16 protein-coding genes and 7 pseudogenes are annotated in these 24582 nt (G+C 55.5%); 8 read left to right on the top strand and 15 right to left on the bottom strand.

What is annotated here, in order from left to right; genetic code table 11:
• Positions 1–164 precede the first annotated feature (164 nt).
• Both ACZ3HH_RS22925 and ACZ3HH_RS22920 read right to left on the bottom strand, forming a co-directional pair.
• Entirely contained in the window at positions 165–932 is a 768-nt protein-coding gene (locus ACZ3HH_RS22925; protein WP_465807934.1) for a hypothetical protein, read from the bottom strand.
• Between the two features lie 1265 nt (positions 933–2197).
• On the bottom strand, positions 2198–3187 hold the full coding sequence (locus tag ACZ3HH_RS22920; protein ID WP_465807932.1) for a DNA-binding protein: 990 nt from the start codon (positions 3185–3187) through the stop codon (positions 2198–2200).
• 1085 nt (positions 3188–4272) lie between these two features.
• Here ACZ3HH_RS22920 and ACZ3HH_RS22915 point away from each other — a divergent pair.
• Positions 4273–4848: a hypothetical protein gene (locus tag ACZ3HH_RS22915; protein WP_465807930.1), complete on the top strand. Its 576-nt coding sequence runs from the start codon at positions 4273–4275 to the stop codon at positions 4846–4848.
• Between the two features lie 1265 nt (positions 4849–6113).
• On the opposite strand, the gene ACZ3HH_RS22910 is transcribed toward ACZ3HH_RS22915, so the two are convergent.
• Positions 6114–6245, bottom strand: coding sequence for a hypothetical protein (locus ACZ3HH_RS22910; protein WP_465807928.1), 132 nt, complete (start codon positions 6243–6245; stop codon positions 6114–6116).
• Between the two features lie 235 nt (positions 6246–6480).
• The gene (locus ACZ3HH_RS22905) at positions 6481–6918 is read right to left on the bottom strand and encodes a hypothetical protein (RefSeq protein WP_465807926.1); all 438 of its coding nucleotides are present in this window, start codon (positions 6916–6918) and stop codon (positions 6481–6483) included.
• Positions 6919–7733: 815 nt separating this feature from the next.
• On the opposite strand from ACZ3HH_RS22905, the pseudogene ACZ3HH_RS22900 reads away from it, so the two are divergent.
• Positions 7734–8295, top strand: a pseudogene (locus tag ACZ3HH_RS22900) (inositol monophosphatase family protein); the annotation flags it as partial.
• Between the two features lie 54 nt (positions 8296–8349).
• Positions 8350–8562 (top strand): annotated as a pseudogene (gene trpC / locus ACZ3HH_RS22895) (indole-3-glycerol phosphate synthase TrpC); the annotation flags it as partial.
• A gap of 65 nt (positions 8563–8627) precedes the next feature.
• On the opposite strand, the gene ACZ3HH_RS22890 reads toward trpC, so the two are convergent.
• Positions 8628–9077: an antitoxin Xre/MbcA/ParS toxin-binding domain-containing protein gene (locus tag ACZ3HH_RS22890; RefSeq protein WP_465807924.1), complete on the bottom strand. Its 450-nt coding sequence runs from the start codon at positions 9075–9077 to the stop codon at positions 8628–8630.
• A gap of 334 nt (positions 9078–9411) precedes the next feature.
• Between ACZ3HH_RS22890 and ACZ3HH_RS22885 the strand changes: the two are divergent.
• Positions 9412–10835, top strand: a pseudogene (locus tag ACZ3HH_RS22885) (IS1182 family transposase).
• 291 nt (positions 10836–11126) lie between these two features.
• On the opposite strand, the gene ACZ3HH_RS22880 reads toward ACZ3HH_RS22885, so the two are convergent.
• Positions 11127–12044 carry a DMT family transporter gene (locus ACZ3HH_RS22880; RefSeq protein ID WP_465807922.1) on the bottom strand — a complete coding sequence of 306 codons (918 nt, stop codon included), beginning with the start codon at positions 12042–12044 and terminating at the stop codon, positions 11127–11129.
• Positions 12045–12182: 138 nt separating this feature from the next.
• On the opposite strand from ACZ3HH_RS22880, the gene ACZ3HH_RS22875 reads away from it, so the two are divergent.
• The gene (locus tag ACZ3HH_RS22875; RefSeq protein WP_223432665.1) at positions 12183–13103 is read left to right on the top strand and encodes a LysR family transcriptional regulator; all 921 of its coding nucleotides are present in this window, start codon (positions 12183–12185) and stop codon (positions 13101–13103) included.
• 173 nt (positions 13104–13276) lie between these two features.
• Here ACZ3HH_RS22875 and ACZ3HH_RS22870 read toward each other — a convergent pair whose 3' ends face one another.
• Positions 13277–13723 (bottom strand): MarR family winged helix-turn-helix transcriptional regulator, encoded by a 447-nt coding sequence (locus ACZ3HH_RS22870; RefSeq protein ID WP_465807919.1) that lies wholly within the window; start codon positions 13721–13723, stop codon positions 13277–13279.
• 82 nt (positions 13724–13805) lie between these two features.
• Between ACZ3HH_RS22870 and ACZ3HH_RS22865 the strand changes: the two genes are divergently transcribed.
• The gene (locus ACZ3HH_RS22865) at positions 13806–14576 is read left to right on the top strand and encodes an aminotransferase class I/II-fold pyridoxal phosphate-dependent enzyme (protein WP_465807917.1); all 771 of its coding nucleotides are present in this window, start codon (positions 13806–13808) and stop codon (positions 14574–14576) included.
• 5 nt (positions 14577–14581) lie between these two features.
• On the opposite strand, the gene ACZ3HH_RS22860 is transcribed toward ACZ3HH_RS22865, so the two are convergent.
• The 3 genes from ACZ3HH_RS22860 to ACZ3HH_RS22850 form a co-directional block, all read right to left on the bottom strand.
• The gene (locus ACZ3HH_RS22860; RefSeq protein WP_465807915.1) at positions 14582–14803 is read right to left on the bottom strand and encodes a hypothetical protein; all 222 of its coding nucleotides are present in this window, start codon (positions 14801–14803) and stop codon (positions 14582–14584) included.
• A 781-nt stretch (positions 14804–15584) separates the two neighbouring features.
• Positions 15585–17231 (bottom strand): glycoside hydrolase family 13 protein, encoded by a 1647-nt coding sequence (locus ACZ3HH_RS22855; protein WP_465807913.1) that lies wholly within the window; start codon positions 17229–17231, stop codon positions 15585–15587.
• 628 nt (positions 17232–17859) lie between these two features.
• Positions 17860–18117: a carbohydrate porin gene (locus tag ACZ3HH_RS22850; RefSeq protein WP_465807911.1), complete on the bottom strand. Its 258-nt coding sequence runs from the start codon at positions 18115–18117 to the stop codon at positions 17860–17862.
• Positions 18118–18443: 326 nt separating this feature from the next.
• On the opposite strand from ACZ3HH_RS22850, the gene ACZ3HH_RS22845 reads away from it, so the two are divergent.
• Complete coding sequence (locus ACZ3HH_RS22845) at positions 18444–19574, top strand: substrate-binding domain-containing protein (RefSeq protein WP_465808179.1); 1131 nt, start codon at positions 18444–18446, stop codon at positions 19572–19574.
• Positions 19575–19589: 15 nt separating this feature from the next.
• A pseudogene (locus ACZ3HH_RS22840) lies at positions 19590–19865 on the top strand (Na+/H+ antiporter NhaA); the annotation flags it as partial.
• Positions 19866–20086: 221 nt separating this feature from the next.
• Here the strand turns inward: ACZ3HH_RS22840 and ACZ3HH_RS22835 are convergent.
• The 5 genes and pseudogenes from ACZ3HH_RS22835 to ACZ3HH_RS22815 form a co-directional block, all read right to left on the bottom strand.
• Positions 20087–20455 (bottom strand): annotated as a pseudogene (locus ACZ3HH_RS22835) (AAA family ATPase); the annotation flags it as partial.
• A 207-nt stretch (positions 20456–20662) separates the two neighbouring features.
• Positions 20663–20959: an HNH endonuclease gene (locus ACZ3HH_RS22830; RefSeq protein ID WP_465807909.1), complete on the bottom strand. Its 297-nt coding sequence runs from the start codon at positions 20957–20959 to the stop codon at positions 20663–20665.
• A gap of 990 nt (positions 20960–21949) precedes the next feature.
• Positions 21950–23584 carry a malate dehydrogenase (quinone) gene (gene mqo, locus ACZ3HH_RS22825; RefSeq protein ID WP_465807907.1) on the bottom strand — a complete coding sequence of 545 codons (1635 nt, stop codon included), beginning with the start codon at positions 23582–23584 and terminating at the stop codon, positions 21950–21952.
• 367 nt (positions 23585–23951) lie between these two features.
• Positions 23952–24086, bottom strand: a pseudogene (locus ACZ3HH_RS22820) (malate:quinone oxidoreductase); the annotation flags it as partial.
• Positions 24087–24530 (bottom strand): annotated as a pseudogene (locus ACZ3HH_RS22815) (GNAT family N-acetyltransferase); the annotation flags it as partial.
• Positions 24531–24582 lie beyond the last annotated feature (52 nt).

The raw sequence follows: 24582 nt of genomic DNA, 5'->3' as shown, positions 1-24582 counted from the left end.
GTCTGACAGATTCCATCCAAGCACATCACGCAGAAACTGCGTGCATTGCCACTGAATGGTAAGCGCGCTTTGTGGATTCCTTAATAGGCAGCAGTTGCGTGTCGCAGATGACCAGATCTTCATCAGTAGTGCGGAATACAAACTTAGACATAGCAAGTGCTCCGTCAGAGAGGATGTTTTAGTTGCTTGCGAAGTTCACGAATCAGCCGATGCAGTGTGGTCATGGAGGGCAGCTTGAGTTGCTCCTTGGGAGGCCGCAGTATATTGACACCTACGATTTGGCAGGCAATGTGCTTCGCCAGTGATTGCCCCGGCATTCCTCGTATCAGGTAACTTGATTGCACCTCCCGCAAAATGAGTTGCTGGATGTCTTCCGGTTGTCGCACGAGTCGTTTGGGCTTCAGCGAGTTTGGAAGGTGTTCCGCCAGCGTCATCGGCTGATAACCTCGGCAGCGACTTAACTCATCCATAATGACCACCGATTGCACGAGCCCCAACGGGCGCTCGCTTAAGCCCTTATGTCGGCACTGGGCCAGCAATTCGCAACGGTACTGACGCTCCGCAGCGCCTTTGCGCCATGGTGCTGAGTCAGCTGGAGCGCCGCGCGGAGTGATCGAGGGGCACGGCATCCCCGTAGCCCGCTGAGCCGTTGTTTTTGTCCAGGGCTTGCGATCGTCATGCAGTGGCCAATCGGGCAGGTGACGACGGTAGCGCGGGTCGTCTTGACACAGGAACCAGAAGGCCGAGCGCTTGACCCTGACGAGGTCTTGTTGCTGGATCATCTGCTGCGCTTCATCCCGCGTGAAAGACAAACACTGTCCATCCAGCAGGTCTTCAAGGCACAGGCGGGTCGGGGTGAGAACAACCGTCCGGTACATCCGGCCGCCGACGCAATACACCTTTGGTGAATAGCGAGTGTTTAAGGTGTTCATCGTATGTCTCCTCTGAATCGCAGAGCGGGTCTACCAAGGACTGAGACTTACCCGCATCAATCGATCCAAGGGCGTGGGCAATATAGCCTTACCGGGGCGGACATGTACCGGAAGGAAACGCGCAGCTCCAATTAGGGAGGTAGACGCTGCCGTTGGTAAATATGGAAATCACCTTGAACGCTGACGGTTTCAGTATCCCCCTCAAAGCCTCAATTCGACAGTGCTGCGGTTAGTATTATTATATAAATAATTGATTTTAACATGATGAATTTTCAAGTATTTTCGTTTAAACATTTGTTTGATTTTGCGAAACGTTAATTATGTTTATCACTGTTATTGCGCAAATGGATGTAATGTTTAGAAGTATGCGAAGCACCACCAGTGACCGATCGCTGTCGTGGAGATAAACGTGATGGCTGTTTGCGAAGGTCAAAAGTGTCGACACTTGAAAATGCAGGTGGCGCTCTTATTGTTTTGCAAGGAGGAGGGAGTTACCGCGACTGGTCGCGCCTTAGCACGTGCGTTCGAGCAGATGATGGACAGAGCAGGGTTAAGTGAAAATAACGAACGCTGGCGGTTAACCTTGCAAGGCTACAGTGACTGCGAAGGCCACCTTCGTTGCATCGTGAACCGGGTGCCCGCGGTGCAGCGGTTAGTGGATCACCCCTTTTGGCGCGTATTGGAACTGAGTGCGGCTGGGGTTCAGGTAAGTGCGGACACTTTGTTGAACCGGTATTATTCGGGTTTCATACGCATGGGTTTAATTAAGCAGAAACAATGGTTGTCACGTTGTAACAACCTTGATCGATTGACCGTGTGCCTGTTATTAGTTGCGAGTCGCGGTTGCTCACTACGGCTTCTAGAGTCCATTGCCAGTGTATTAAGTCGTATTTGCGCCGAGAGCATTTGGTATCCCGCGCGGTATGCACTCGTTGGACTGGTTCGTTGCTGGCTAGAATACCTTTCCGGGTTTAATCTCCTCCCTCGCGTGCTAAGTGATAATGAGGCGCTGAACTTTCGCGTGATGTACTGGCAAGCTCTTCACGAACGCTGCTGGAGAACACCGCTGGTGCGAAACGAACCGCAATGGCGAGCGGTGTGTCATGTGTTGGAGCACGCAGATCAAACCAGGCAAGAGCAAACTCTGCAAAGTTTGAGACGGCTGGACGCGGCGGGAGGATCGATTTTTGGCGATGCTGCGCTGCATTCGTTGTATCGATGCCGCAGCGGCGTGTTGCGAGGGTGGGGCTGTGGATCTGTCGATGTTAACCCGGCTTGGTATTCTCTGGGACGGGAGCGGGTTTGAGTGACCAACCCTCGGCCTTGGCCAGTTGAACCCAGCTCGCAAGTTCGGTCTCCAGGTGTTGGCAGCGCAACGTGCGCAGCTGCAGCGAGTGCTGCGTTTCGCTCAATTGCTTGGACAGCAACTGGTTGATGCCTTGCTGCTGATCTTGCTGAGCACGGAGACTGTCGTGGTTTGCGGACACGGCGCGTAACTGTTTATCGAGCTGATGCACCCGTTGCTGTTGGGTCGTCAGTTGCTGGATCAATCCTTCATTGTCGCGATGGAGCAACACGAGTGCCTCTTGACTGACCGTGTATTGACCCTGCAAATGGCGCAGCTCGCCATTGAGTACCTGCAATTGGTGTTCGTGCTGGCGCAACAGCTGTTCCCGGAGGGTCTGCCCTTGCTCTCGATAATGTTCCAGGTTCAACCGGGTCTGCGCATGCTGTGCGGTCAATTGGACAATCTGCGCGTCCTTTTCTTCGACACGGATCAATAACCCTTGATTGTCCGTTTGGCTGTGCTGTGTTTGCGCGTTTTGATGGTTTAACTCGGTCAGCGTTTGCTGAAGTTGCGCTTGGGTCGACTTGAGCTGGATCTGTAACTCGGCTATCTGCGCCGTCTGCACTTGCAAGGCGTGTTGCAGCTCCTGCTGCTCGCTGTCATGGCGGACTTGTTCTTCGGCCTGTTCTGCCCGCACTTGCGCCACCACCTGCTGCATTTCCGCTTCCAGTTGGCGTGTTAGCTCGTCCACCACATGCAGTATGGGTGCACTGATGCGCTCCCTGATCGACGGTGACGTGGCATTTGTCGTCGGCTGCAATTCTTTTAGATAGCGGGCGATAGTGGTCTTGGAGCCGGTATTGCCCAGCTGCACACGTACTGCGTCGATGCTCGGGTATTGCCCGCGGCCGCGCAGGGCCGCACATGCGTCTCGCACCAGTGCTTTATTGATTCCACCTCGGGCCATGATCAACCTCCCGACGATTTCGTACTGTGTCATGTGTCATGTAATTACGCGCTATGAAACCCTCCTTGGCGATGTTTTCTAGAGTCGTTGCTGACACGGGGTAAGCCGGGCTTACCCCGTGTCAGCGGCGTTTCTCTCCGGTTTCGCGGTTTTTTTGCCTTACACCGCACTGGCCACTCCGCACTTCGGCGGACGCGCGCGAGCCTACAGCGAACCATCTCCTCTTCAGCGTAGTTCTCTTTTGGATTCGCTCGCGGGGTGGGCTGGACGCCTGCAGTGATGCAAAGGGCTGGGCGGGGGAAAGGGGAGTTTTTTCACCTCCGGGCGAATCGCGCCGCCTTCCGTTGCTGGGCGCCACCCTGAACACCGAAGGGTGTGGTATTTTTTGGGTCGAGCGGCCTGCCGGGCGGGTTCGGGAGGAGCCCAGCACGCTCCGCTCATGGCTCAACCCCAGTCAGGGAGTCGACGGCCGTCACTACCTCGGGAGCCGTGATGAAAGGTAAACGCAAAGTCAAAACGACCAAGTGGCAGCTCGCTGAGCAGTTCAAGGCCGAGGCTCAGCGGCGGCTAAGGGCGCGCTCGCTACGCGCGCATCGATTCTTAGACGTCGCCCTGGCGGCGGGTCGAGAGCTGGAGCCGGTCGGATCACTGGCAGGTCACCGGCCCGCGACGGTAGCCCAATCCCCATCGCGCCGATGAGTCGCAACATGGATTGGCTGAGCCGGCGAGAGGGGCGCGGTTTGCACATTGGGGCCTGCTGACGGGGTTTTCCGACCAAACCACCTTCCTCCGCGACGGAAATGGCCGGATGCTGCTCGTACGATGCCCCAGGATGAATTGACCACTACAAGAATGTCTTTCCCGGGGATCTCTGATGAACTTTCTTTTTAGCGATTTCCGCCAAACCGAATTAGCGGAAATCGACGTTGCTGGGGAAGGCCGTAGAGACGGCAATCATTGACTCTGACGTCATATAATCAAGCCACAGGGATGTTGACGCCTGAGGTGTCAGGCGCCGCGCCCGCTGCTCCACCAGCCGCGCTTCATGCAGCAGGAGAATTGGAAGGTAACTGGGAGGCGAACTCATGAAAAATGATCCCGATAAAGATGTCAAAGTTGCTGCGAACCAGGCATTCAACCGGGCCGAGATCTCTGCTCCTGAGGATAAACCACTAAAGGACCATGGGCTAGTCGTGTGTCCTCGTCCAGGGGCGGCGCCTTCAGGAGGAAATGAAAAGCGTCGGACTATCGAAGAAAGAGAAGAGGAGATGGTTGCCCTCGCCAGAACTCATATTCTGACGTGCGGCGATTTCCTTCTAGTTCAGGACCTGGCTAACCATCTGGGTATCCACGTTGAGCTCCTGAGTCCCGCACTTATGGAGTGGGAGGCGGACCACCGAATTTTCTCGATCGATCACGATGGCTGCAGGTCTTTCCCAGTTTACGCGTTCCCATCGCAAGGCGACGCCAGTCCGATTCCCGGCCTTAGAGATGTATTATCTGTTCTCTGTCCTATGAAAGATGGTTGGGGCGTTTCATTCTGGTTTATCTCTCCCAACGGATGGCTGGGAGGCAAGCGCCCGCAGGACCTCCTTTCAACCGAGCCAAGCCGCGTGGTTTCAGCTGCACACGAAGAAGCAAGCGGAGTCATGCATGGCTAGGTCCGTGATCCCTCGTCAAAGGGACGTCACGTAGATTCCAGCGGTATCCAGTCACCGGTAGCCCAAGAACTAAATTTCTATGACGGTTAACCCTTTGCCGTTTTAGATTTTCGACGATGTGTTTTTCTGAGTTTTAGTTTGGCGTGCGTAATTGCAAGGACATGCATATTCAATTGTATCGGACCTGAACACCCTATTGCATATGACTTGCAGTAAGTATCTGCCCAACACACCCTGTGCGGTTAGTCGGCGAGCGTTACAGCGGTCATTCGCCGCGCCGCGGCTTTGCGACCTGATCCAACCGCAATCAATGGAGTCCCAAAGCCTTGATGGAGTATGTCGGCTGGCGTGATGTGCACACGGCCATGCGCTACGTGGAGGCCGATGCACCGTTCGGCGACTGGCGGCGTAATCCGGATGAGTCAAAATGACTGCGTAGCGGACGATTTCGTATCGCGCTACAGGCCATGTAATTACACCTGTACAGTACTGCCGTTGACCGTTCTGGCGATCAAATTCTCAGGTTTGAGAAAGCAAGATTCTCAAACCTGATCGCGTGTTTGGTGCTCAGAGGCTCGATGGGCGGTACGCCGAGGAGACGCGTGGCCGACCCTGATCAACGTGAGTGGTACCTTTGGAGCAACGAGCATGGGGTCGGGAGAAGTCCCAAGGCCTTCCGCTCATGTCTCAAGGCCTGTCGGGAGTAGACGTTTGTGATTCACTTCGAGAGCCGTGATGAAAGGTAAGCGCAAAGTCAAAACGAACAAATGGCAGGTCGCTGAGCATTACAAGGCCGCGGCGCAGGCGGCGCTCAGGGCGCGCTCGGTACGGGCGAATCGATTCTTGGACGTCGCCCTGTCGGCGGGTAGAGACGTGGAACCGGTCGGGTTGCTGGCGGGAACTGGCCCGCGCCTTCCGTCCCATTTCACCAGTGCAGGCGACCAGTAAAAGTTAGTCCCAGGTACTGGCAACGTAGCGTCCTCAATTGCAGGGTGCGTTGCGCTTTGCTCCATTGAGTAGAGAGCAGTCGCTTAGTGCCTTGTTGCGGCTCAAGGTGGACGCGGAGTTGGTCGTGTTGTTGGGTGACAGCCCGAAGCTGCTTGTCGAGTGGGGGCGCGTGCTGTTGTTTGGTCGTGAGCTGCTGGACAACGCTTCATTGTCACGCTTGAGCAGGCGAGCGTTTCCTGGCTGGCTGGCCGTGTTTTATCCCTGCACGTGACGCAACTAACCATTGCGTCACTGCAGCTGATGTTCGTTTTGCCACTTCAGTTGCTCGCGCAGTGCCTGACCCGGGTCCCGGTATGGCCCAGTTGCACCAGCACCGTATAGATGTTCGGATGCTGCCCCCGGCTGCGCACACTGTGCAGGCGTCCTGCATCAGCGTCTTGTAATGCCACCGCGGGCCATGCTCCACCTCCCGACATTTTCGTACTGTGTCAGGCAGGCTGTTTCACCAGCATATGGGTTTACCAGGCCGCCATCACACACCGGCTTGCCTCCCAAGCGACCTCCGGACTAGCCATCCAGTTGCCACGCCACCTCTTTTTCAGCCGCATCGCGCACGCGCTTCGGTGTCAGTCGCAGCAGGTCTTGGGGGCGATTGCCTCCCAAGAAGTGATTGCTCGTGGCGAATCAGAACGCCATGCCCCAGCCGTCCTTTTTTTCGCGCAGCACTTTGACCACCGCGGCGAATTCGGCGATGGGCCGCGGTTCCGTTGCGTCGCCAAACGCGAACGCTGGAAAGTACTCCTGGCTCCGGTCGCTCACACTGATGAGACGGCCGTCGCACAGCCACGCCGGGAGGCCGGTGGCGAGCGCTGCCGGTTCGAGCCCGGTGATTTGGGACAAGCCCGCCGCGGTCACCCAGTCGCCGTCTTGCAGGATCAACTGCCGCGCCTCCGCCAGTATGACCGCCTCCCTGAATAAGGTGCGCGGGTTCAGCGTGCCGGGCACGCTGCGGCTTGAGGCAGGCACCTCTTTATCGGCCGCTGCCTGGGGCAGGGTGCCGAGAAAAACACGGTTCAAGACCTCGAGGAAATCGAGGTACACGTCTGTTGTGTGTCCGCTCATTGCCGACAGCTCAATGTGGAGATGGCGTCTGATCTGCGGCGGACCTCGATTTTCTTTACTGGCATGCTGCCTCCTTGAAGGGCGGCGTTGGGGCGTACCCACCGTGAGCCTTCAGCGATCGCTCGCCATCTTCGCCGGGAAACCGTCTTTGGATGTTACTGCTTCGGTCGCGCCCGCCGACGGTCTTTTGGTCTCCATCCGACTGACGTCGCTGTTATCGATCTTGGCGTCTCCGTCCTCTGCCGCGGTCGAGCTGATCTTGCGGCCCGTTAGTCCAGGCTGCCTACGTCATCCTTACACCCTGCGGCTCGGACACTTGCCTGTTGGCCACTTCGCAGGCGCATGATGGTCGACTCGCAAGGGGAGGGCGTTTCGGAGGTGTTGGGCTTGCCGGGAGCCATTGTGTGGCGTGGCCATGCGGCATTTTATACGCTTGGAAGGCGCGCGGAAAAAATGTGAAGTCCTTGAGTCTTATGTGTGTTGCACGCTGGTCTGTAGGCCCTGTAGTTGCTGAAGCGCTGTCAGAAAAATATGTGAAGTAAAATGTGAAGGGTATGTGGTTTCGAACCCGTGCCTTCGTCGAAACTTCAAGAGGCGAGAGGGTTCGTTTCAGCGCCACCCTCGTCCGAAACCAGTGCGAGTTTTCCAGCAGTCCTCGCGGTCGCCAGACCATCGTGCGACCAACCACTTCATCGAGCTAATGCCTAGGATTTTAGGCGCAACGCCAGATTTATCCCTGTAATGCCTAGAATTTTAGGCGTTATCAGTCCTCAAATTGGGGAAGGTGGCCTCGTGTTGGGCCGTGCCGTCCGTGGACCGCGGACTTCCTTAAGGGACTCAAAGGCTCAGCCCTTTCCATCGGTCTGTTGCACGAGCAAACGCCGGTGTTAGGTGTATGCCCCCGTCACCATTGAAGGGGCGCCTGATTGCTTTACCTGGGCAGAAGGCATGGCCGAGGTGAGCCGTAATGGACAGCCAATCAAAACATGGCTTTCTGCCAAAACGTTGTCGAGCGACGAGTTCGTGATGGTCAGTGCCGCTCCCATCAATAAGCCAGAACTTAACAGCGAGCTCTGCCAGCCCAGCACTTTTGTGGCAATGCCATCGATTGCCTACAGGCTCGCCAAAGTCGCCGCCGGGGAGGGGGTCTGTGGCGTCTCTCTTTATCCAGTTTCTGCGCATGACGTTGTCGCAGGCCACGCACTCTTGAGAGGCGCAGGCGGCGTTTTATTCGATGAGCGAGGACAACCGATTACATACGTTACTGAAGCCCATATGCAAACGGTCTCACAACGCTGCTTCGGTGGTTCAGTGTCGGCGTGCCGCCTCTTGTTGGCCCGTGAATGGGATCGTATTTTCACGGAAATCGTCAACTGACCCGTTGCCCGAGTCATTCGAGCAGATGATGCCGTTTGTGTTTGGCCTCTTCAACTGCACACAATCCGGGACCTTAAAACTACGTTGGATCTGTTACCACTGATGCCTCGAGATCGCCTGGTTATCGCAGAAAGCGACGTAGTCCGTGGGCGTAATGTAACACTGATGGAGTCCCACGTTGTGTGTGGTTTTTTAGTCGCTGAAGCTTTCATGCGCGCCGAAAGCTCGGGCGTCGAATTGCAGCGGCTCTTCTGTCCAGACGAGTGAGAAAGTCCTTCACTACCCAAAGTGAATAGCGCCAAGGATTGATCCGATTCGTGTCGTGTGCAGGATCAAAATGCAAAGCCTTCCGCTGCCTGAATCAGCATCTCCTCAACTAGACGGGTGCCCTGGAATGTGGAGAGCATCGCAAATGGGGCCTTTCCCGAAAAACGATCCTTGGGTTTGGATAGCCAACGCTTCGCCTTCTCGTCGCTCCCGAAGAGCGTCATGGCCATGGCTGTGATGTGAGCAAATCGGAACACCCGATCGCTCTCGTGCATCGTGAGTCGCTGACATGTTGCCAATCTATTTTTGAGAGTTTTGAGCGGAATAATCTGATTGCGCTCGGATGGGCCTATTGCGCCTACGTCGCAAAGAGCCATGGCGCTATCCGCCAAGAAACCAGCCTCAATGAGTTCGTGGATATCCTGATCTGAAGCGTTGGTGGGAATATGGAGGAGCAGTTCCAACCGAACCCGATAGTCACGGTAAGCATCATTGCGCATAACGCCAGCAATCATGGTAAGGCACCTTTGGAAGGCGGCAGATATTATAGGGCATCTGGCAAACTCGTCATGTTGACGGTAGCAGACTTGCCCATATGTCATCGGTCCGATGAAGTTGGATGCGGAATTGCCCTCCACGTGACCATCTGATTGCATCCGTACGGATTACTAGTTTGCATTGCATCTGACCAGCCATTTTCGTCGGACTTGACCAGCAAGGTTAGGAATCATGGTCGGTAGAGCGCTGCTCATTGCTGCCGGCGGTCATAGGCAGAAATCAACCCAGGCTGTGTGAAAACGCCAGTGATTGTCTAACCTTCTGATCGTCTAGATCGTATCGGCGACGATCATGAAACGATTCATTGAAGGTGAGGCTCGGACGCAAGTCACTTTGCTGCCGGAGTGTCTGGACGATTACATAGCCGAAGAAAACCCAGTGCGCGTGGTCGACGTTTTTGTCGATGAACTCGACTTGGGTGCACTTGGGTTTGAAGGTGTCGATCCTGCTTCAACGGGGCGTCCGGCCTACCATCCCGCGATCTTGCTGAAGACATCTACGGCTATCTCAATCGGATTCAGTCCAGCCGCCGGCTTGAACGCGAGGCCGAGCGCAACGTCGAGTTGATGTGGCTGACGGGACGTTTGGCCCCGGACTTCAAACCATTGCCGACTTTCGCAAAGACAACGGCAAAGCCATTCGCAGCGTCTGCCGCCAGTTCGTAGTGCTATGTCGCAACCTCAATCTCTTCTCCCAATCAATCATCGCCATCGACGGCAGCAAATTCAAAGCCGTCAACAACCGTGACCGTAACTTCACCCAGGGCAAAGTGAAGGCACGCATGCAGCAGATCGAGCAGAGCATTGACCGTTATCTGGCGGCGATGGATTCGGCGGATCGGGCAACACCCGAAGTGAGGCCAAGGCCGAGCGACTGAAAGAAAAAATCGAAACGCTGAAACAACAGATGCAGAAACTCCAGGACATCTAGGCGCAGCTCCACGACAGTCCAGACCAGCAAATCTCTCTTACCGATCCAGATGCACGCTCAATGGCCACGAGCGGCCGAGGCACCGGAACGGTTACAACGTCCAAACAGCTGTCGACTACAAACACCATCTGATCATTGCCCATGAGGTGACCAATGTTGGTAATGATCGTGGGCAACTGAGCAATATGGCGAACCAGGCGCGTGAAGAAATCGAGGCTGAATCGCTGACGGTGGTCGCCGACCGAGGCTATTACAAAGGTCTGGAAATCCTTGCTTGCGAACAAGCCGGCATCACTACCTTCGTACCGAAACCCCTGACATCGGGCAGCAAAGCCGAAGGCCGATTTGGCAAGCAGGACTTCATCTACGTTGCTGCATCGGACGAGTATCGATGCCCTGCGGGACAGTTACTGACCCGGCGGCATTCTTCGGTGGAAGATGGCATGCTTCTGCACTGTTATTGGTTCTCGGGCTGCCAGTCCTGCGCAATGCACAAGCAATGCACCACGGGTAAAGAGCGCGGGGTAAAGCGCTTGGAACATGAAGCCGTAGTCGATGCAATGCAGGCTCGGCTGGATCATGATCCAACGATGATGAGGCGTCGCCGCCAGACCGTTGAACATCCTTTTGGAACGCTCAAATACTGGATGGGAAGTACCCACTTCTTGACCAAAACCCTGCCGAGGGTAAGCACCGAGATAAGCCTTCATGTCCTCGCCTACAACCTCAAGCGAATGATGAGCATCTTCGGCATCGCAGGACTGCTTGAGGCGATCAGGGCGTAAATCCAGCCGCTTGCTCGTCCGTGAGTGGCTGTTTGGGCCGCTGACGCGGCCCAAACAGCATTTACGAACGCCTATGTCGCTGACTAGGGCAATTCGCGCTTCCGCCTGCTTGTTTAGCAAACAACGCCCGTAGCTCTCAGCTTTCGACGTATTCAGTGCGTTTTCACACGGCCTGGACTCAAAGCGGCCAATAGGTAACCTGAGACGCTAGACCAATTACTCCCCATAATGCCCGCCGCGAATGCCTGCGGAGTGAGTTCGTCAACTGAGATAAAAATTGTCGACCTTTCTCTATTTCTTCTTGCGCAACCCCACCGCCACTCCCATCAATGCCAGCGCACCGCCTATAGCGTGATAGGCATGCAGGCGCTCTCCCAGTAGTATGCAGGCCACCGCTGCGACCAATACCGGCACCAGATTCAAGTACAACGAGGCCTTTGGCGCGCCCAGGTGGTGCACTCCCTTCATCCAGAAAAATGGTGCGCCGATTGATGCGGCGATGCCCGCGTAAAGAATCAGCGGTGCGTTGTTGACGGTTACCTTAGAGATAGGGCTCGCCAGCCAGATCGGCAACGTCACCAGCACACCAAACCCTACCTGCACATGCAGTTGCTGCCAGGTTGAAAGGGGCAAAGCCCAGCGTTTGAGCAACAAGCCGTACAACGAATTGGCGAAGATGGCGATCAGCATAAGCCCGTCGCCCGGTCTAAGGCTTTGCTGAAGCAGGCTCAGGGGCTGCCCTTGGCTCGTCAGCCAGATCAGCCCCGTCATGGATATCAGCGCGCCAGTAAGCGTGCGTACCGGCACAGCCTCACGCGCGATGGCGCAGGCCAGCAGCGCCGATATAAGCGGTGCCAGCGAGATCAGCACGCCCATATTGATAGCTGATGTGGTCAGTGCCGCCTGATAAGCCAGCCCTTGATATACCGCCATGCCCAGCACGCCCAACACCATCAGTTTGGGCCAGTGCTGCACCACAACGTGGCGTTTGCACCACACGCCCTTGCCGGTAAACAGGCTTAACAGGGCAAAAGCCAGCAGCCATCGATAGAACACAATGGAGGCTGGTTGGATGGCGACGGCGGCGGCTTTGGTGACGATGGTATTGCCAGCCCATATGAAGACGGCGCACAGCGGTGCAAGCGAGGAAGTAAAAGTGTCCGCGATGGACGCCCGGCGGGTGACGAGAAGGCTGGACGAGTCAGGCATGATCGGAACCTTGAAAAGAACGAGTCCGGTGGATTTTTGCTAAACCTCTTAATTAAATAAACTGCAACGATAGCAATCTATGCATGCATAATTTGCAGCGGTTGCCAGGCAGCGCTCCTTCTTTCAGGTGCATTCATCATGAAGAATCTCGACCTCAACCATTTGATTGACCTAGACGCATTGCTCAGCGAGGGCAGCGTTGCTGGCGCTGCCAGGAGCCTGAACCTGAGTGCCCCCGCGATGAGTCGTCGCCTCGCGCATTTGCGGCACGCATTGGCTGATCCGTTGTTCGTACAGGCAGGGCGAGGGTTGGTGCCTACCCAGCGGGCGCTGGATCTCCGTGAGCGGGTGCGTACTCTGATCGAAGAGGTGAGGGGCATCCTTGCTCCGCCGGCCATCGAACTTGCCCAAGTGGAGCGCACCTTTACCTTGCGTACCAGCGATGGCGTGATCGGGACATGGGCTGTGGCGCTGTGTGCTCGGCTGCTGGATCAGGCACCGGGGATTACCCTGCGGTTCGTGTTGCGACCAAAAAAAAGCATGGAAGCGTTGCGCAGCGGCGAGGTGGACCTGGACTTGGGTGTGCTCGATGGCGACGCGCCGGAAATCAAGACTCAAACACTTCTAAGGACGCAGTTCATGGGGGTTGTAAGGGTAGATCATCCTTTAGCCGGGCTTGAGAACATCGGTGTAGAGCAGTTCATTGCCTGGCCCCATGTCAACGCATCGCGGCGTGGAGTGGCCGATGGCCCGATTGATCATGCGCTGGCAGCGGTAAACGTTAAGCGTCGCGTAGCCCTGGTGGTTCCATCGTTCCAGGCGGCTCTGGCCATGGCCATGAGTTCAGACTTCATCGCTGCCATACCCGAGCCATTCGCGCGCTGGAGCGCTCACTCCAGCCAATTACGCATCTTCGCATTGCCAGTGGTTACGCCGCAGGTCAACATCGCCATGAGTTGGCATCCCCGACACGATGCCGAACCTATTCACCGATGGCTGCGAGAGCAGGTCAGGCAAACCACCGCCAGCGTCTTCCAGCCTGCCAATGTCCCTGAGTAGATAAAGACTTCTGACGAGCCCCAATCTCCTGTTACGGCCCGGGTCAGTCGCGATGGGCGGTTTATGGCCGATTTCCACCTGTCGCGAAGAGTTGCAAACGCAAAAACAGCCATTGAGCCAGTCGAATTATGGATATTGCGCTGTCACTAATGCGCCCAGCGTGGGAATGAGCGTTACTCTGCTGGCGCTTGGGTTTTCCCCAACGCTAGATTCACCGCCAACCACCCATCTACCGCTGCCTCCCCGGCCTCGGCAAACACCCGCTCCAATAATTTCACCTGCTCGCGCCGCAATGACTGCTCGAACCGCGCACCATCGTCGGTCAGTTCCAGCAACCGCTTACGCTTGTCGGTCTCGGACGCGACGCTGTTCACCAAATGCATTTCCACCAATTGCCGCAACGGAATGTTCAGCGCCTGCTTGCTCACGCCCAGCAACGCCAGTAACTCCTTGACGCTGAGGGCAGGGTAACGGGCGATGAAGAACACGATGCGTTGATGCACCCGGCTCAAACCGCGACGCTCGAGCATTTCGTCGGCTTTGGCGGTGAAGGCCTGGTAGCCGAAGAAAAACGCTTCCATGGCTTGTTGCTGAGTGCTGGGATTTTTAAGGTCAAGCATGTTGACGTATCCGCTCGGTCTGTCGTAATTTCGGTCAATCAGTTTGACTCATTTTCCTCAGGCCTCGCTACCGGTGACCCCCATGGCTTTTTCCGAACGTGTCTCGCGCCTTAAAAGTTCTTTGATCCGTGAAATCCTCGCCGCTGCCCAGCGCCCGGAAGTGATGTCGTTCGCCGGTGGCTTGCCGGCCGAAGCCATGCTGCCGAAAGTAGAGTGGGCGGACATGCCGCTGTCCATGGGGCAATACGGCATGAGCGAAGGCGAACCCTACCGCGAACTGACCTTCGACGGCGGCAGTGCCACGCCGATCGTCAGTCGCTTGAACAAGGCCAGCTGGATTTACACCGGCACCGTGTCGAAAACCCTGTTGCCGGGCCTGCGGGTCGGTTACCTGATCGCCAGCCCAGACCTGTTTCCGCACTTGTTGCGGCTCAAGCAATCGGCCGACCTGCACACCAACCGCATCGGGCAGTGGCAAGCGTTGCAATGGATCGGCACTGAGAAATACCAACAGCACCTGGGTGAGTTGCGGGGCTTCTATCGGGTTCGTCGGGATGCGTTTCAGTCAGCATTGGAGACGCACTTTTCCGATCTGGCGCAGTGGAACGTGCCGCAGGGGGGGCTGTTTTTCTGGCTGACGCTCAAGCAGCCGCTGGATACCCGTACGCTGCTCAGGGCTGCGCTGGCGGCGGATGTGGCATTTATGCCGGGCGAACCGTTCTTTCCCGAACCGGACAAAAATCCTGGATATATGCGCCTGAACTTCAGCCACATCGACCCTGCACGACTGGACGAAGGACTCAAGCGGCTGGCGACGGTCGTGAGTCGTGCCCAGGCGGCACAAGCAGCCTGAGGTTGCTAATCGCTTAGTGATAGCACCAAGTCATCGAATTTGCTCGCACACATTGACCGACTCAGACAATAAGCTTGGCCTTCATCGCTGCAAACTGAATCGAGCAATTGAAGATGTTCAAGTGATTCAATACCTTCGGCGGTGATGGTGATGGTGATGGTGATGGTGATGGTGATGGTGATGGTGATGGTGACCGTGACCGAGAGTGCGCGGCCAAGCCCGATCACGGTTTGATGATCGCCAGATTAGCGGGTTCTCGCTCAGCCTATTAACAAAGCTACGATTGATCTTTAGCCCATCGAACGGGAATGACCGCAAATAGCTCAAGGATGGACAACCCGTACCCAAATCATCTATCGATTCTGACCCCAAATAGTTCTTATCAAAAACTATGCATTGTTGGCATCATCCAGCATGACGCCTTCAGTCATCTCCAGTTCGAGTCGTGCCCGCGCTAATCCAGATGTGGTCAAGGCAGTTTTTACGCGCTCGACTAACCAACTCCCTGGAACTCTTTCGAGTAAACGTCGAAACGAACAGATCCTCGGGCTAACGTGTAGGTTTGGTTGCAAGCCGTGTGCACGAACCAATTAGCCAGTGCGTTGATAAGCCCTGTTTCTTCGGCGATCGGGATAACGCTCAACGATCCGGGCGTTCATCCCATTCGTCCAGCTCTCGCCAGATTTTCTGGTGTTTGTGACTACCCAGTTTTCCAGCCCAAGAGATAAGGCGTAGATTTTCGACGATTTATCGCAGACTGCGACCACCTGAGCGACGGGTGAGTTCGCTTATCCGTAGCTTGCTTGCGCGCTTTTACTGCCACTGCTCTTTTGGAAGCGAGGCTGGCTGAAACATTTCCCAACGCCAAGTGGACAGCCCGAAAAATGCAGATGGTGCGTTATGCAGACGACTTCATAGTCCAAAGCGTCTTGATTTAACTATAACAAATGCACGCCTTAAACTGCCCGCAGCCGATATCCCTGGCTTAGCGGGCAGGGGATCAGCTCCTCACTTCAGCCAAGCTGCCGCATTGGCTGGTAAAACGCCGGCTTGATCGATCGGAGCACTGGAGATCAGCACCTGACCACCAGGAAGTACGGTGGCCATGTCGTTCAAATTAATTACGATGCGGATGGGGCCATTTTCAAAATAAAGCACCCCTTGTGCCGAAGGCAACCAGGTCAACGTACCGTTACCTAATTCGTAGTCACGACGCAGTTTTAGCAATTGGCGATAGAGCTCCAGCGTTGATTGCGAGTCTCCATGCTGCAAGTCTGCACCGTACCGGGAAAATGATTCTGGCTGAGGCAACCAGGATTTCCCCGCTGTGCTGAATCCATAAGAGACCTCCCCAGAAATCCAGGGGATTGGCACGCGGCAACCGTCGCGGCCAATTTCCAATCCATTCGTACGGAAAAAGCTCGGGTCCTGTCGATGAGCGGCATCCAAGGTTGTATGTTCAGGCAAACCCAACTCTTCACCTTGATAGATATAAACCGAGCCTGGCAATGCATGTGTTAGAAGTGCTGCAGCACGAGCGCGGCGTAACCCCAAAGCTTCATCCGGCTGCTCTCTTGACGCATCAATACCTAGGGGGCGAGAACCAGGCTCGCTCAGGCCGTAGCGTGATGTATGCCTCACTGTGTCGTGATTGGACATGACCCAGGTCGTCGGCGCGCCCACATGGGCTCCAGCAGCCAGGGAGGTATCGATCACCTCTTTCAACGCTATCGCATCCCAACGAGCCAGCAAATAATCAAAGTTGAAGGCCTGGTGCATTTCATCGTTGCGTACATAACGTGCCAGGCGGGATTGTGGCTGCACCCAAGCTTCGGCGACCAGCATACGATCGCCGGAAAACTGCTTGAGCACCCTGTTCCAGCTTCGATAGATATCGTGCACTCCCTCTTGATCCCACATCGGCCCAAAGTTGATGCCACTTCCTTCCTTAATTGGGCCGTCCCAATCGGGCAGACCGGATTCTTTCACAAGCGCATGTGCCACATCGACACGAAAGCCATCGACGCCTCGCTTCAACCAAAAACGCAAGATATCTTCAAATTCTGCCCGGACCTCGGGGTTATCCCAGTTAAGATCCGGTTGGCTGCTATCAAATAGATGCAAATACCATTGGGTTTCTCCGGGAATGCGCGACCACGCATCCCCCCCAAAAATGCTTTTCCACTGATTCGGCGGCAATTCGCCGTTCTCGCCTTTACCATCACGGAAGTGGTAGCGATTACGCTCGGCACTTCCCATAGGTGTCTTGAGAGCTGATTGAAACCAGTTATGGGCACTAGAAGTGTGATTAGGAACCAGATCGATGATGACTTTGATTCCTTTGTCGTGTGCCTGCCGCAACATCCGATCAAAATCATCCATCGTACCAAACAGTGGATCAACATCGCAGTAATCCGCTATATCATAACCGCCATCTAACTGGGGAGAACGATAAAAGGGAGAAAGCCAAATCGCATCTATCCCCAATGAGGAAAGATAAGAAAGTTTCGATGAGATTCCGACTAAGTCACCAATGCCGTCCCCATTTGAGTCGGCAAAAGAACGCGGATAAATTTGATAGATAACAGCATTGCGCCACCACTCTGCCCCAGCGCCGCATTTTCCCAAGAATGTTTCTTTGATCTGAACCGGCATATAAAACCCCCTCTGTTAACCATGAGACAAAATAACTTGGCGAAATCAATTGCTTTAACGGGCGCTTCGGACAAGTAATATGATTAGTGCGTCACCATGGCGCAAATCGCCATGACCATTAACTTTCTCCTTGGTTACAACTGGCCAATTGATATCTTGTTTTTATAACCATTTATCTTTTCAGGAAGCGCGTCCGAGCTACTGCCACCGCTCCAATTGCAGTCCCGCCGTCGAGCCATCTCGGGACTTACCGAAGGTGCCGGTGGACGACAACGTATCACCGGGAGCAGCTGTTATTTGTGCGGCCTGGTTCCAGCGCGCGCAAGTATGGTCGGGGCAATATCACGCTGATAAACACCGCCAAAATTCTGGGCAGCCTACCAACCGAATGCTTCAACGATCTGGTAGCTCTTGTAGCGAGTGTCATTGGTCAAGGTGCCGGTACTGTCAAGCCTAGTATCCGGCCCGACGCCATACTGGAAAGCCCAGTTTGTTTTTGCCGCCGAACAGATTGCTGTGGGTATGCTGCGCGTTGACCGACCAACCGCCATGTGCATTCTCCTGAACGCCATCATTCCCCCTGAGCGGAGCGTGCTCAGGAATGTAAGACAGACCCAACTACAACTCTCTATGGGGGGGTAGGGGGGAAGCCGGATAGTTGAATATCGTGATGGCTCGCCAGGTCCTTGGAGTCGACAGTGTCTTCGCGGGAAAAGCCATAGTTGAATTTGAGATCATGACCGACTGAAATATTATCGATGCCGGTATCCAGACCACTTGGATTCCAATAGAAGAAATCGTTGATATACACGTCATAGCGGTGGTAATAAATCCGACCATGCCAAATGCGAGCGGCGTCCCGTCCGGGAACATTGATCAACTGCACATATTATTGCGGCGCACGGATACCTCCGTTATTACCATCGCTCTCATTAACGGCTGGCGTCCTGTCGAGTTCGGTTACCAAACTCACCATCCCAACCGCGACAACCGCATGCCACATCCAAAGCGGTTTGGACCAAATTAGAAGCGCTTTACCAAAGCGCTTTGGTAGAAGATTATCGTAGCCCAAAAAAAGACGCAAGCAGGTTTTTCGGCTACCTGGGCAGTCGTCCGTAGCAATGGAGCAAGTCAGCATTAAGGAGGTAAGCCACTGCACAAGAGATTGCATTGAGTGGCGGTTCTGCCCGTTATCCATGTATCACTGCCGCAATGAGGCAGCGCGCTTTGAGGATTCGTACGGGTAAATGTAGTATTAGAAAAAGCCCTCACTTCATGGCGCCCAATGCAACCGCACAGCGCTTTTGCCCATTCAGGCGATCATCGTCAATGAATCTGAAAGAACTCGCCCACAAGCTCGGCTTGTCCCAGACCACGGTCAGTCGTGCACTCAATGGCTACACGGATGTCAGCGAAAAGACCCGCGAACGAATCACCACCGCCGCTGTTGCAGCCGGCTACCGCCCTAATCCCGTAGCTCGTCGCTTGGCCACTGGGCGCGCGGATGCCATCGGTATTGTCTATCCGCTCATGGTCCATGACCTTGGCGATCCCTATTTCGTACAAGTGGTCGCTGGCATGACCGAAACGTTGAGTAGATCGGATATGGATCTGATGCTCGCTTCAGCGTCCGGCTCCGATGAGATCCGCACCTACCAGCGAATGATTGAAGGTCGACGAGTCGACGGTATGGTCGTGGCGCGAACACATTTGCACGACGCCCGACTGTCCTACCTTGCCAAAAAAGGTGTTCCTTTCGTGGCCTATGGACGCAGCCTTCTTCCCACTCCATACGCCTGGCTCGACTTCGACACAGCGGCAGGCCTGCGCATGGCAGTAGAGCGACTGGTCAGCCTCAAACACCAACGTATCGCCCTGCTGAGCGGCCCGCTGGATCTGAATTTTGTGTCTCAGGCCCGTGAGGGATACCTCAAGGCGATGGCCTATGCGCAACTGCCGATTGAAGCGCAGTACATGGTGGAAGGCACCTTGGATCGCACTGGAGGCTATGAGGCCATGAAGCGACTCCTCTCATGCAATCCTCGCCCAACCGCAGTCATTGTGGACAACCCTCCCTGTGGGGCGGGTGCCATGCGCGCGATTATCGAGGCGGGTGTCAAACTAGGCAGCGAAATATCGATTATTGTCCATGACGGTCTCCCGCCAGATGCGCTCATGGGGTATGACATAACCTACTTGCAATCCGCCGAGCCACTCGCCGTCGGCAAAAAAATCATAGAGCTTATGCTCGCATTGCTCGACGGCCAATCACCCGAGAACCTACAGGTGTTGTGGCAACCCACCTTGAAAATAGGCAATTCCGACGGCCCCTGCCCCGGCTAAGGTGAGCCTCTATGCCAGATAGGCGTATTTGGCCTCGCAGCATTGGCCATTCGCTTGGGGATGGCAAAACTTCCCGAGGGTAGCGGGCTGGCTTCAGCTTTATGGTGTCACGCTCTTGTGCGGTATTGGCTTCACCATAAGCCTATTTATTGGTGCACTGGCATTCTCAGGTGCTCCAGACCTTATAGACGAGGTAAAGGTGGGCGTTCTTTTGGGCTCCATTTTTCCGCCATTTTAGGTCTTGTCGTTCTGCTGATACCCGGCCGCTTGAAGGTATCAACTTCATCCTGACCGAAGAGGGGGTTGCGATAATCCCCCAGTCCAATTCGTTCTCTGCTTCTTCGGATCTTCGGAGAGCCATCGGGCCTGCTATCGTCACCTGATAATTAAAGAATCTTTGGTGATCAGGCGTTCTCTTACATCAATAGGGAGTGACGAATCAATGCAGTGTGGGTCTACGGGCATCCCCACGTAGCAGCAAGCTTCATCTGCCACCTTGGGCTTAGTCGACGCTACTCACTGGACAGGAATTGATTGATGATCATCGAGACCGCTTGCACTGGAGAGGTCAGGGCTGTGTCTATGCAAAACGGAGCTTTGTCCCACAGCACATATTCATGATCCAGTACAGACTGTCAGGTCGGTGGAGTCAGCCCGGGAGTATCAACCATCCATGTTTCTACCCGGCGCTGATGTTCATGCTTATCGGAGCAAATCACTTGGATATTTGCTAATCGAACACCAGAGTGTGAGGCGATTTCGCTCCACGCGATTCGGCTTTCGATGACGGGGTTGACACAATCAACGATGACCGTGCGGCCCAAACGAAGATTACTCAGCGCAAGCTCATTAGCGACCATGTAACCACTGCGCCCGACATCCATACGAGCCGACTGAATCAAGCTCATGATTGCTGCGGCCCGTTTGCCGGGTCGCTTCGCAGTGGTAGCCGCTTACGCGAAGAAGCGACTGCATAACGGCAGTCCAATCTCTTGAACCAATCTGGTGGAGCTGGGCTTTGTTGGCATATTTGTGGGAGCAGCTGTTTGCGCTATCTGCTGGACGACATCCGTGCTGGGTGCAGCCCCTCAGCCAAGCATCGTCTTTGCTGAAGCCAAGTACTCTCGAAGCTCATCAAGACCCATCGCTTTCTTTCGCCTGTGAACAACCGCGTGACAGTTGGCGCAGAGTGGTATCAGATCCGTCATGGGATCGAGCTTGTGCTCCCTGCCGATTTCGCTGAGGGGGACGATGTGGTGCACATGAATGAGGCTCTGAGCAATGGCGCCGTAGGCTTTTCCGAATTCAAATCCGCAGGCTGCACACACCGCACCGTGATGACGGATACAGGCGTCCCGGGCCTCGGGGCTGCGCTCATAGCGCATTTGGATGACCTCAATCGTGTGGCGATGTTGGACATTTTCCGTTTGGTCGCGACGTCGATGCTTCCATGAGTCTGATTCTGACTACTGCCAGTGATGCGCTTGCCCGGCACATGGCGCAAAAGTTTTCGAGCATCACTGACAGGCATCTTTTGAACATGATCCACTTGGAGGGCAATCCTCGTACAGGAGTCAAGATGACTGTCCATCGTAACGCAGCAGTATTGAGCCAGCCTAGCTAGCCCGAGATGCGAGGGGGCTGAAGATTTATGGTTGCTGGGGGGGAGTGCCTGAGCCTTCGTTGAGTCGCCGTCCAAAGGCAGTCGATTTCGGTGATGCCAGCTTCGAACTTGGCGTGACCGAGATCGGCTGCTTGGCCCATGCACGGCGCAAGTTCTTTGACTGCCCACCAACAAGAGCATGCTCGCCGAGCAAAGATCAAATCACGTGAGCGAAAGCGCAAGGACGATGACGGTACAGAGGACGATGAACCGTTTTGATCTACACCGGGAATACCCTGCCGCATGCCTGCATGCGGTGGAGCTTAATGCCTATGTCAGCGGGACACTGCTGCTAAGCTTATCCACAATTGCTGATGTAAAACTCAGCAATCCGCCCTGGGTCAATTTTCAATCGGCAGGGTGGGTCAGTTTTCAATCAGCGCCAACAGTCAGGCGATATGCAAGGCGCTCAGGGCTATTACAACGACAATTACTTCGCCTCGTTTTTTACTAATTTAAGTGGAGCAGAAAGGGACGTTTATTGCGCAAAATTCAACGCGACGAATGAATGGATAAATAGCTTGGAATTGATGTACAACGTTGAATGATTCATTACCTTTCTGGGGCTGCTTCGCAGCCCAGCGGGAGCAAGCTCCCTCGCCACAAAAGCATCTCCTTTTGGCTGCTCTCGCGAATCATCTGCACTGAATCCCGCCCACAAAAAAGCCCGCTGACCGTCACCGGTTCAGTGGGCTTTTGACAAGGCCTCTAGTTACAGAGCCATATCCGTCGCAGCATTAGCCTTCGGCGCCTTAGCAGGAGCAGCCGGAGCCGCCACCTGACCAATCGCCGGCGGCGGAGTCAGCTCCAGCACCTTAGCGGTATAAGCCCACTCTTCAGCCACTTTCGCAGGGTTGCTGTTCAGCTGAGTGCCATAGCTCGGCACGATCTGATGCAGCTTTTCCTGCCAGGCAGGCGTTGCCACCTTGTCCTTGAACACTTTCTGCAGCACGGTCAGCATGATCGGTGCGGCAGTCGATGCGCCTGGCGATGCGCCCAGCAGGCCAGCGATGGTGCCGTCTGCGGAAGCAACGATCTCGGTACCCAACTTCAGCACACCACCGGCCGCTTCATCACGCTTGATGATTTGCACGCGTTGGCCGGCTTGCCACAGGCGCCAGTCTTCGGCTTTGGCGTTCGGGAAGTATTCTTTCAAGGCGTTCATGCGGTCTTCGTCAGACAGCATCAGTTGGCCTGCAAGGTACTCGACCAGCGGGTATTCCTTGATGCCGACCTTGGTCATTGGCCACACGTTGTGCGTGGTCGTGGTGGTCAGCAGGTCCAGGTACGAGCCTTCTTTCAGGAACTTGGTGCTGAAGGTCGCGAATGGGCCAAACAGGATGACGCGCTTGCCGTCCAGTACGCGGGTGTCCAGGTGCGGAACCGACATTGGCGGTGCGCCAACGGAGGCTTTGCCGTAGGCCTTGGCCAGATGCTGCTCGGCAATGGTCGGGTTATCGGTCACGAGGAACGAGCCGCCCACCGGGAAGCCTGCGTATTCCTGGGCTTCAGGAATGCCGGACTTTTGCAGCAGGTGCAGGGCGCCGCCGCCCGCGCCGATGAACACGAACTTGGCGTCGGTTTCGGTTTTGCTGCCGTCTTTCAGGTTTTTGTAGCTGACACGCCAGCTGCCGTCTGCGTTCTTGGTGATGTCTTGCACTTCGCTAGACAGTTTCAAGTCGAACTTCGGCGTGGTTTGCAGGTGCGCGACGAACTGGCGGGTGATCTCGCCAAAGTTCATGTCGTTGCCGATCGGGCTCCAGGTAGCCGCGACTTTCTGGTTCGGGTCACGCCCTTCCATCATCAGCGGAACCCACTTCTTGATCACAGCCGGGTCTTCGGAGTACTGCATGCCGGCGAACAGCGGGCTCGCCTGCAGGGCTTCGTAGCGCTTTTTCAGGAACTTGATGTTGTCATCGCCCCACACGAAGCTCATGTGCGGAGTGGAGTTGATGAACGAACGCGGGTTCTTCAGCACGCCTTGCTGAACTTGCCAGGCCCAGAACTGACGGGAGATCTGGAAGGCTTCGTTGATTTCAACGGCTTTGGCGATCTGGACGTTGCCCTTATCGTCTTCCGGGGTGTAGTTCAACTCGGCCAGGGCGGAGTGACCGGTACCGGCGTTGTTCCAGCCGTTGGAGCTTTCCTGGGCGACGCCGTCGAGGCGCTCGACCATTTCCATTGACAGGTCGGGTTCCAGCTCATTGAGCCAGACACCCAGCGTTGCACTCATAATGCCGCCGCCAATGAGCAGCACATCGACTTTCTTTGCCTCTTCCGCGTGAACGGATGTGATCCCCATCGACAAAGCCAGCCCCAGCAGGGCTGTGTTCAGTTTCTTAAACATCTGTAGCACCTATGATAAACGCCATCCGCCCCAACCCTCAATCATGAGCAACCCAAGTGTACGGGTACGCAGGCAGCGTGCCGTGGGTCCTGCATTTACGAGGTGGGCACACAAGGCCGACGTGTCTCCCTCGACCTCAGTTATATGTCCCTCGTGCACTGGCTTCTTATCATTATTGGCTCAGCTACTTGAGCGACATTGATTCTGTCGGTACGTCTGTGGACTTAAAAACTGAATAAGTCAAACCAAGTCAATGCGACAGAATATCACGCCTCGACCAGCCTGCCTGCCCGAAATGACTCAACAGTCTGGACGGGACGAGGCCCTCACGGGGTCTTTGCTAAAACCTTCCAGCACAAACGCCTTCGCGTTGCGCGTCATCCAGGTTTTTGTAGCTGACGCGCCAGCTGCCGTCTGCGTTCTTGGTGATGTCTTGCACTTCGCTAGACAGTTTCAAGTCGAACTTCGGCGTGGTTTGCAGGTGCGCAACGAACTGGCGGGTGGTGTTCATCAGCACCTGAGTGCGGCGCCACGCGCAATACCTGGAAGCCCATCGACCGAACCAGGGCACCTTGGCGACCGTGCAGGTCAGTTCGGCATGCGGGTAGCGACCGAGCATGTCTTGCAGCATCGCCCGGGGGGACACCCCCTCGCCGATGGCTGGCCTGCACCGCCATATACGCCAGGCCGCACGCTTGGGGATCGTCCTTGACCGGCAGGTACAGCAGAAAGCCGATGACCGTCTCGGGGTCTTCGTCATCCGTTGCAACGATCAGTTCGACAGCGATGCCTTTGGTGCCGCCGAGCGCTTTGAGGTGAGATGAACCTCGTAGCCCACCGTGTATTGATAAACGTTGTACAACGGGTTGCTCGGTGCGATGCCCATCATGCTGATGTCGGTTAAATTGTTGACAACCATCTGCAGAATCTGGCTATTGATGGGCAACCAACGACGAAGGGGCTCAAGGCCTCACTGGGTGAGACCTTGGCGATAGAGG

It is taken from the genome of Pseudomonas sp. PME37.24/025 (genome assembly GCF_055556615.1).
The sequence above is the reverse complement of the archived record's forward strand: the minus strand, read 5'-3'. Positions and strand labels throughout refer to the sequence as shown.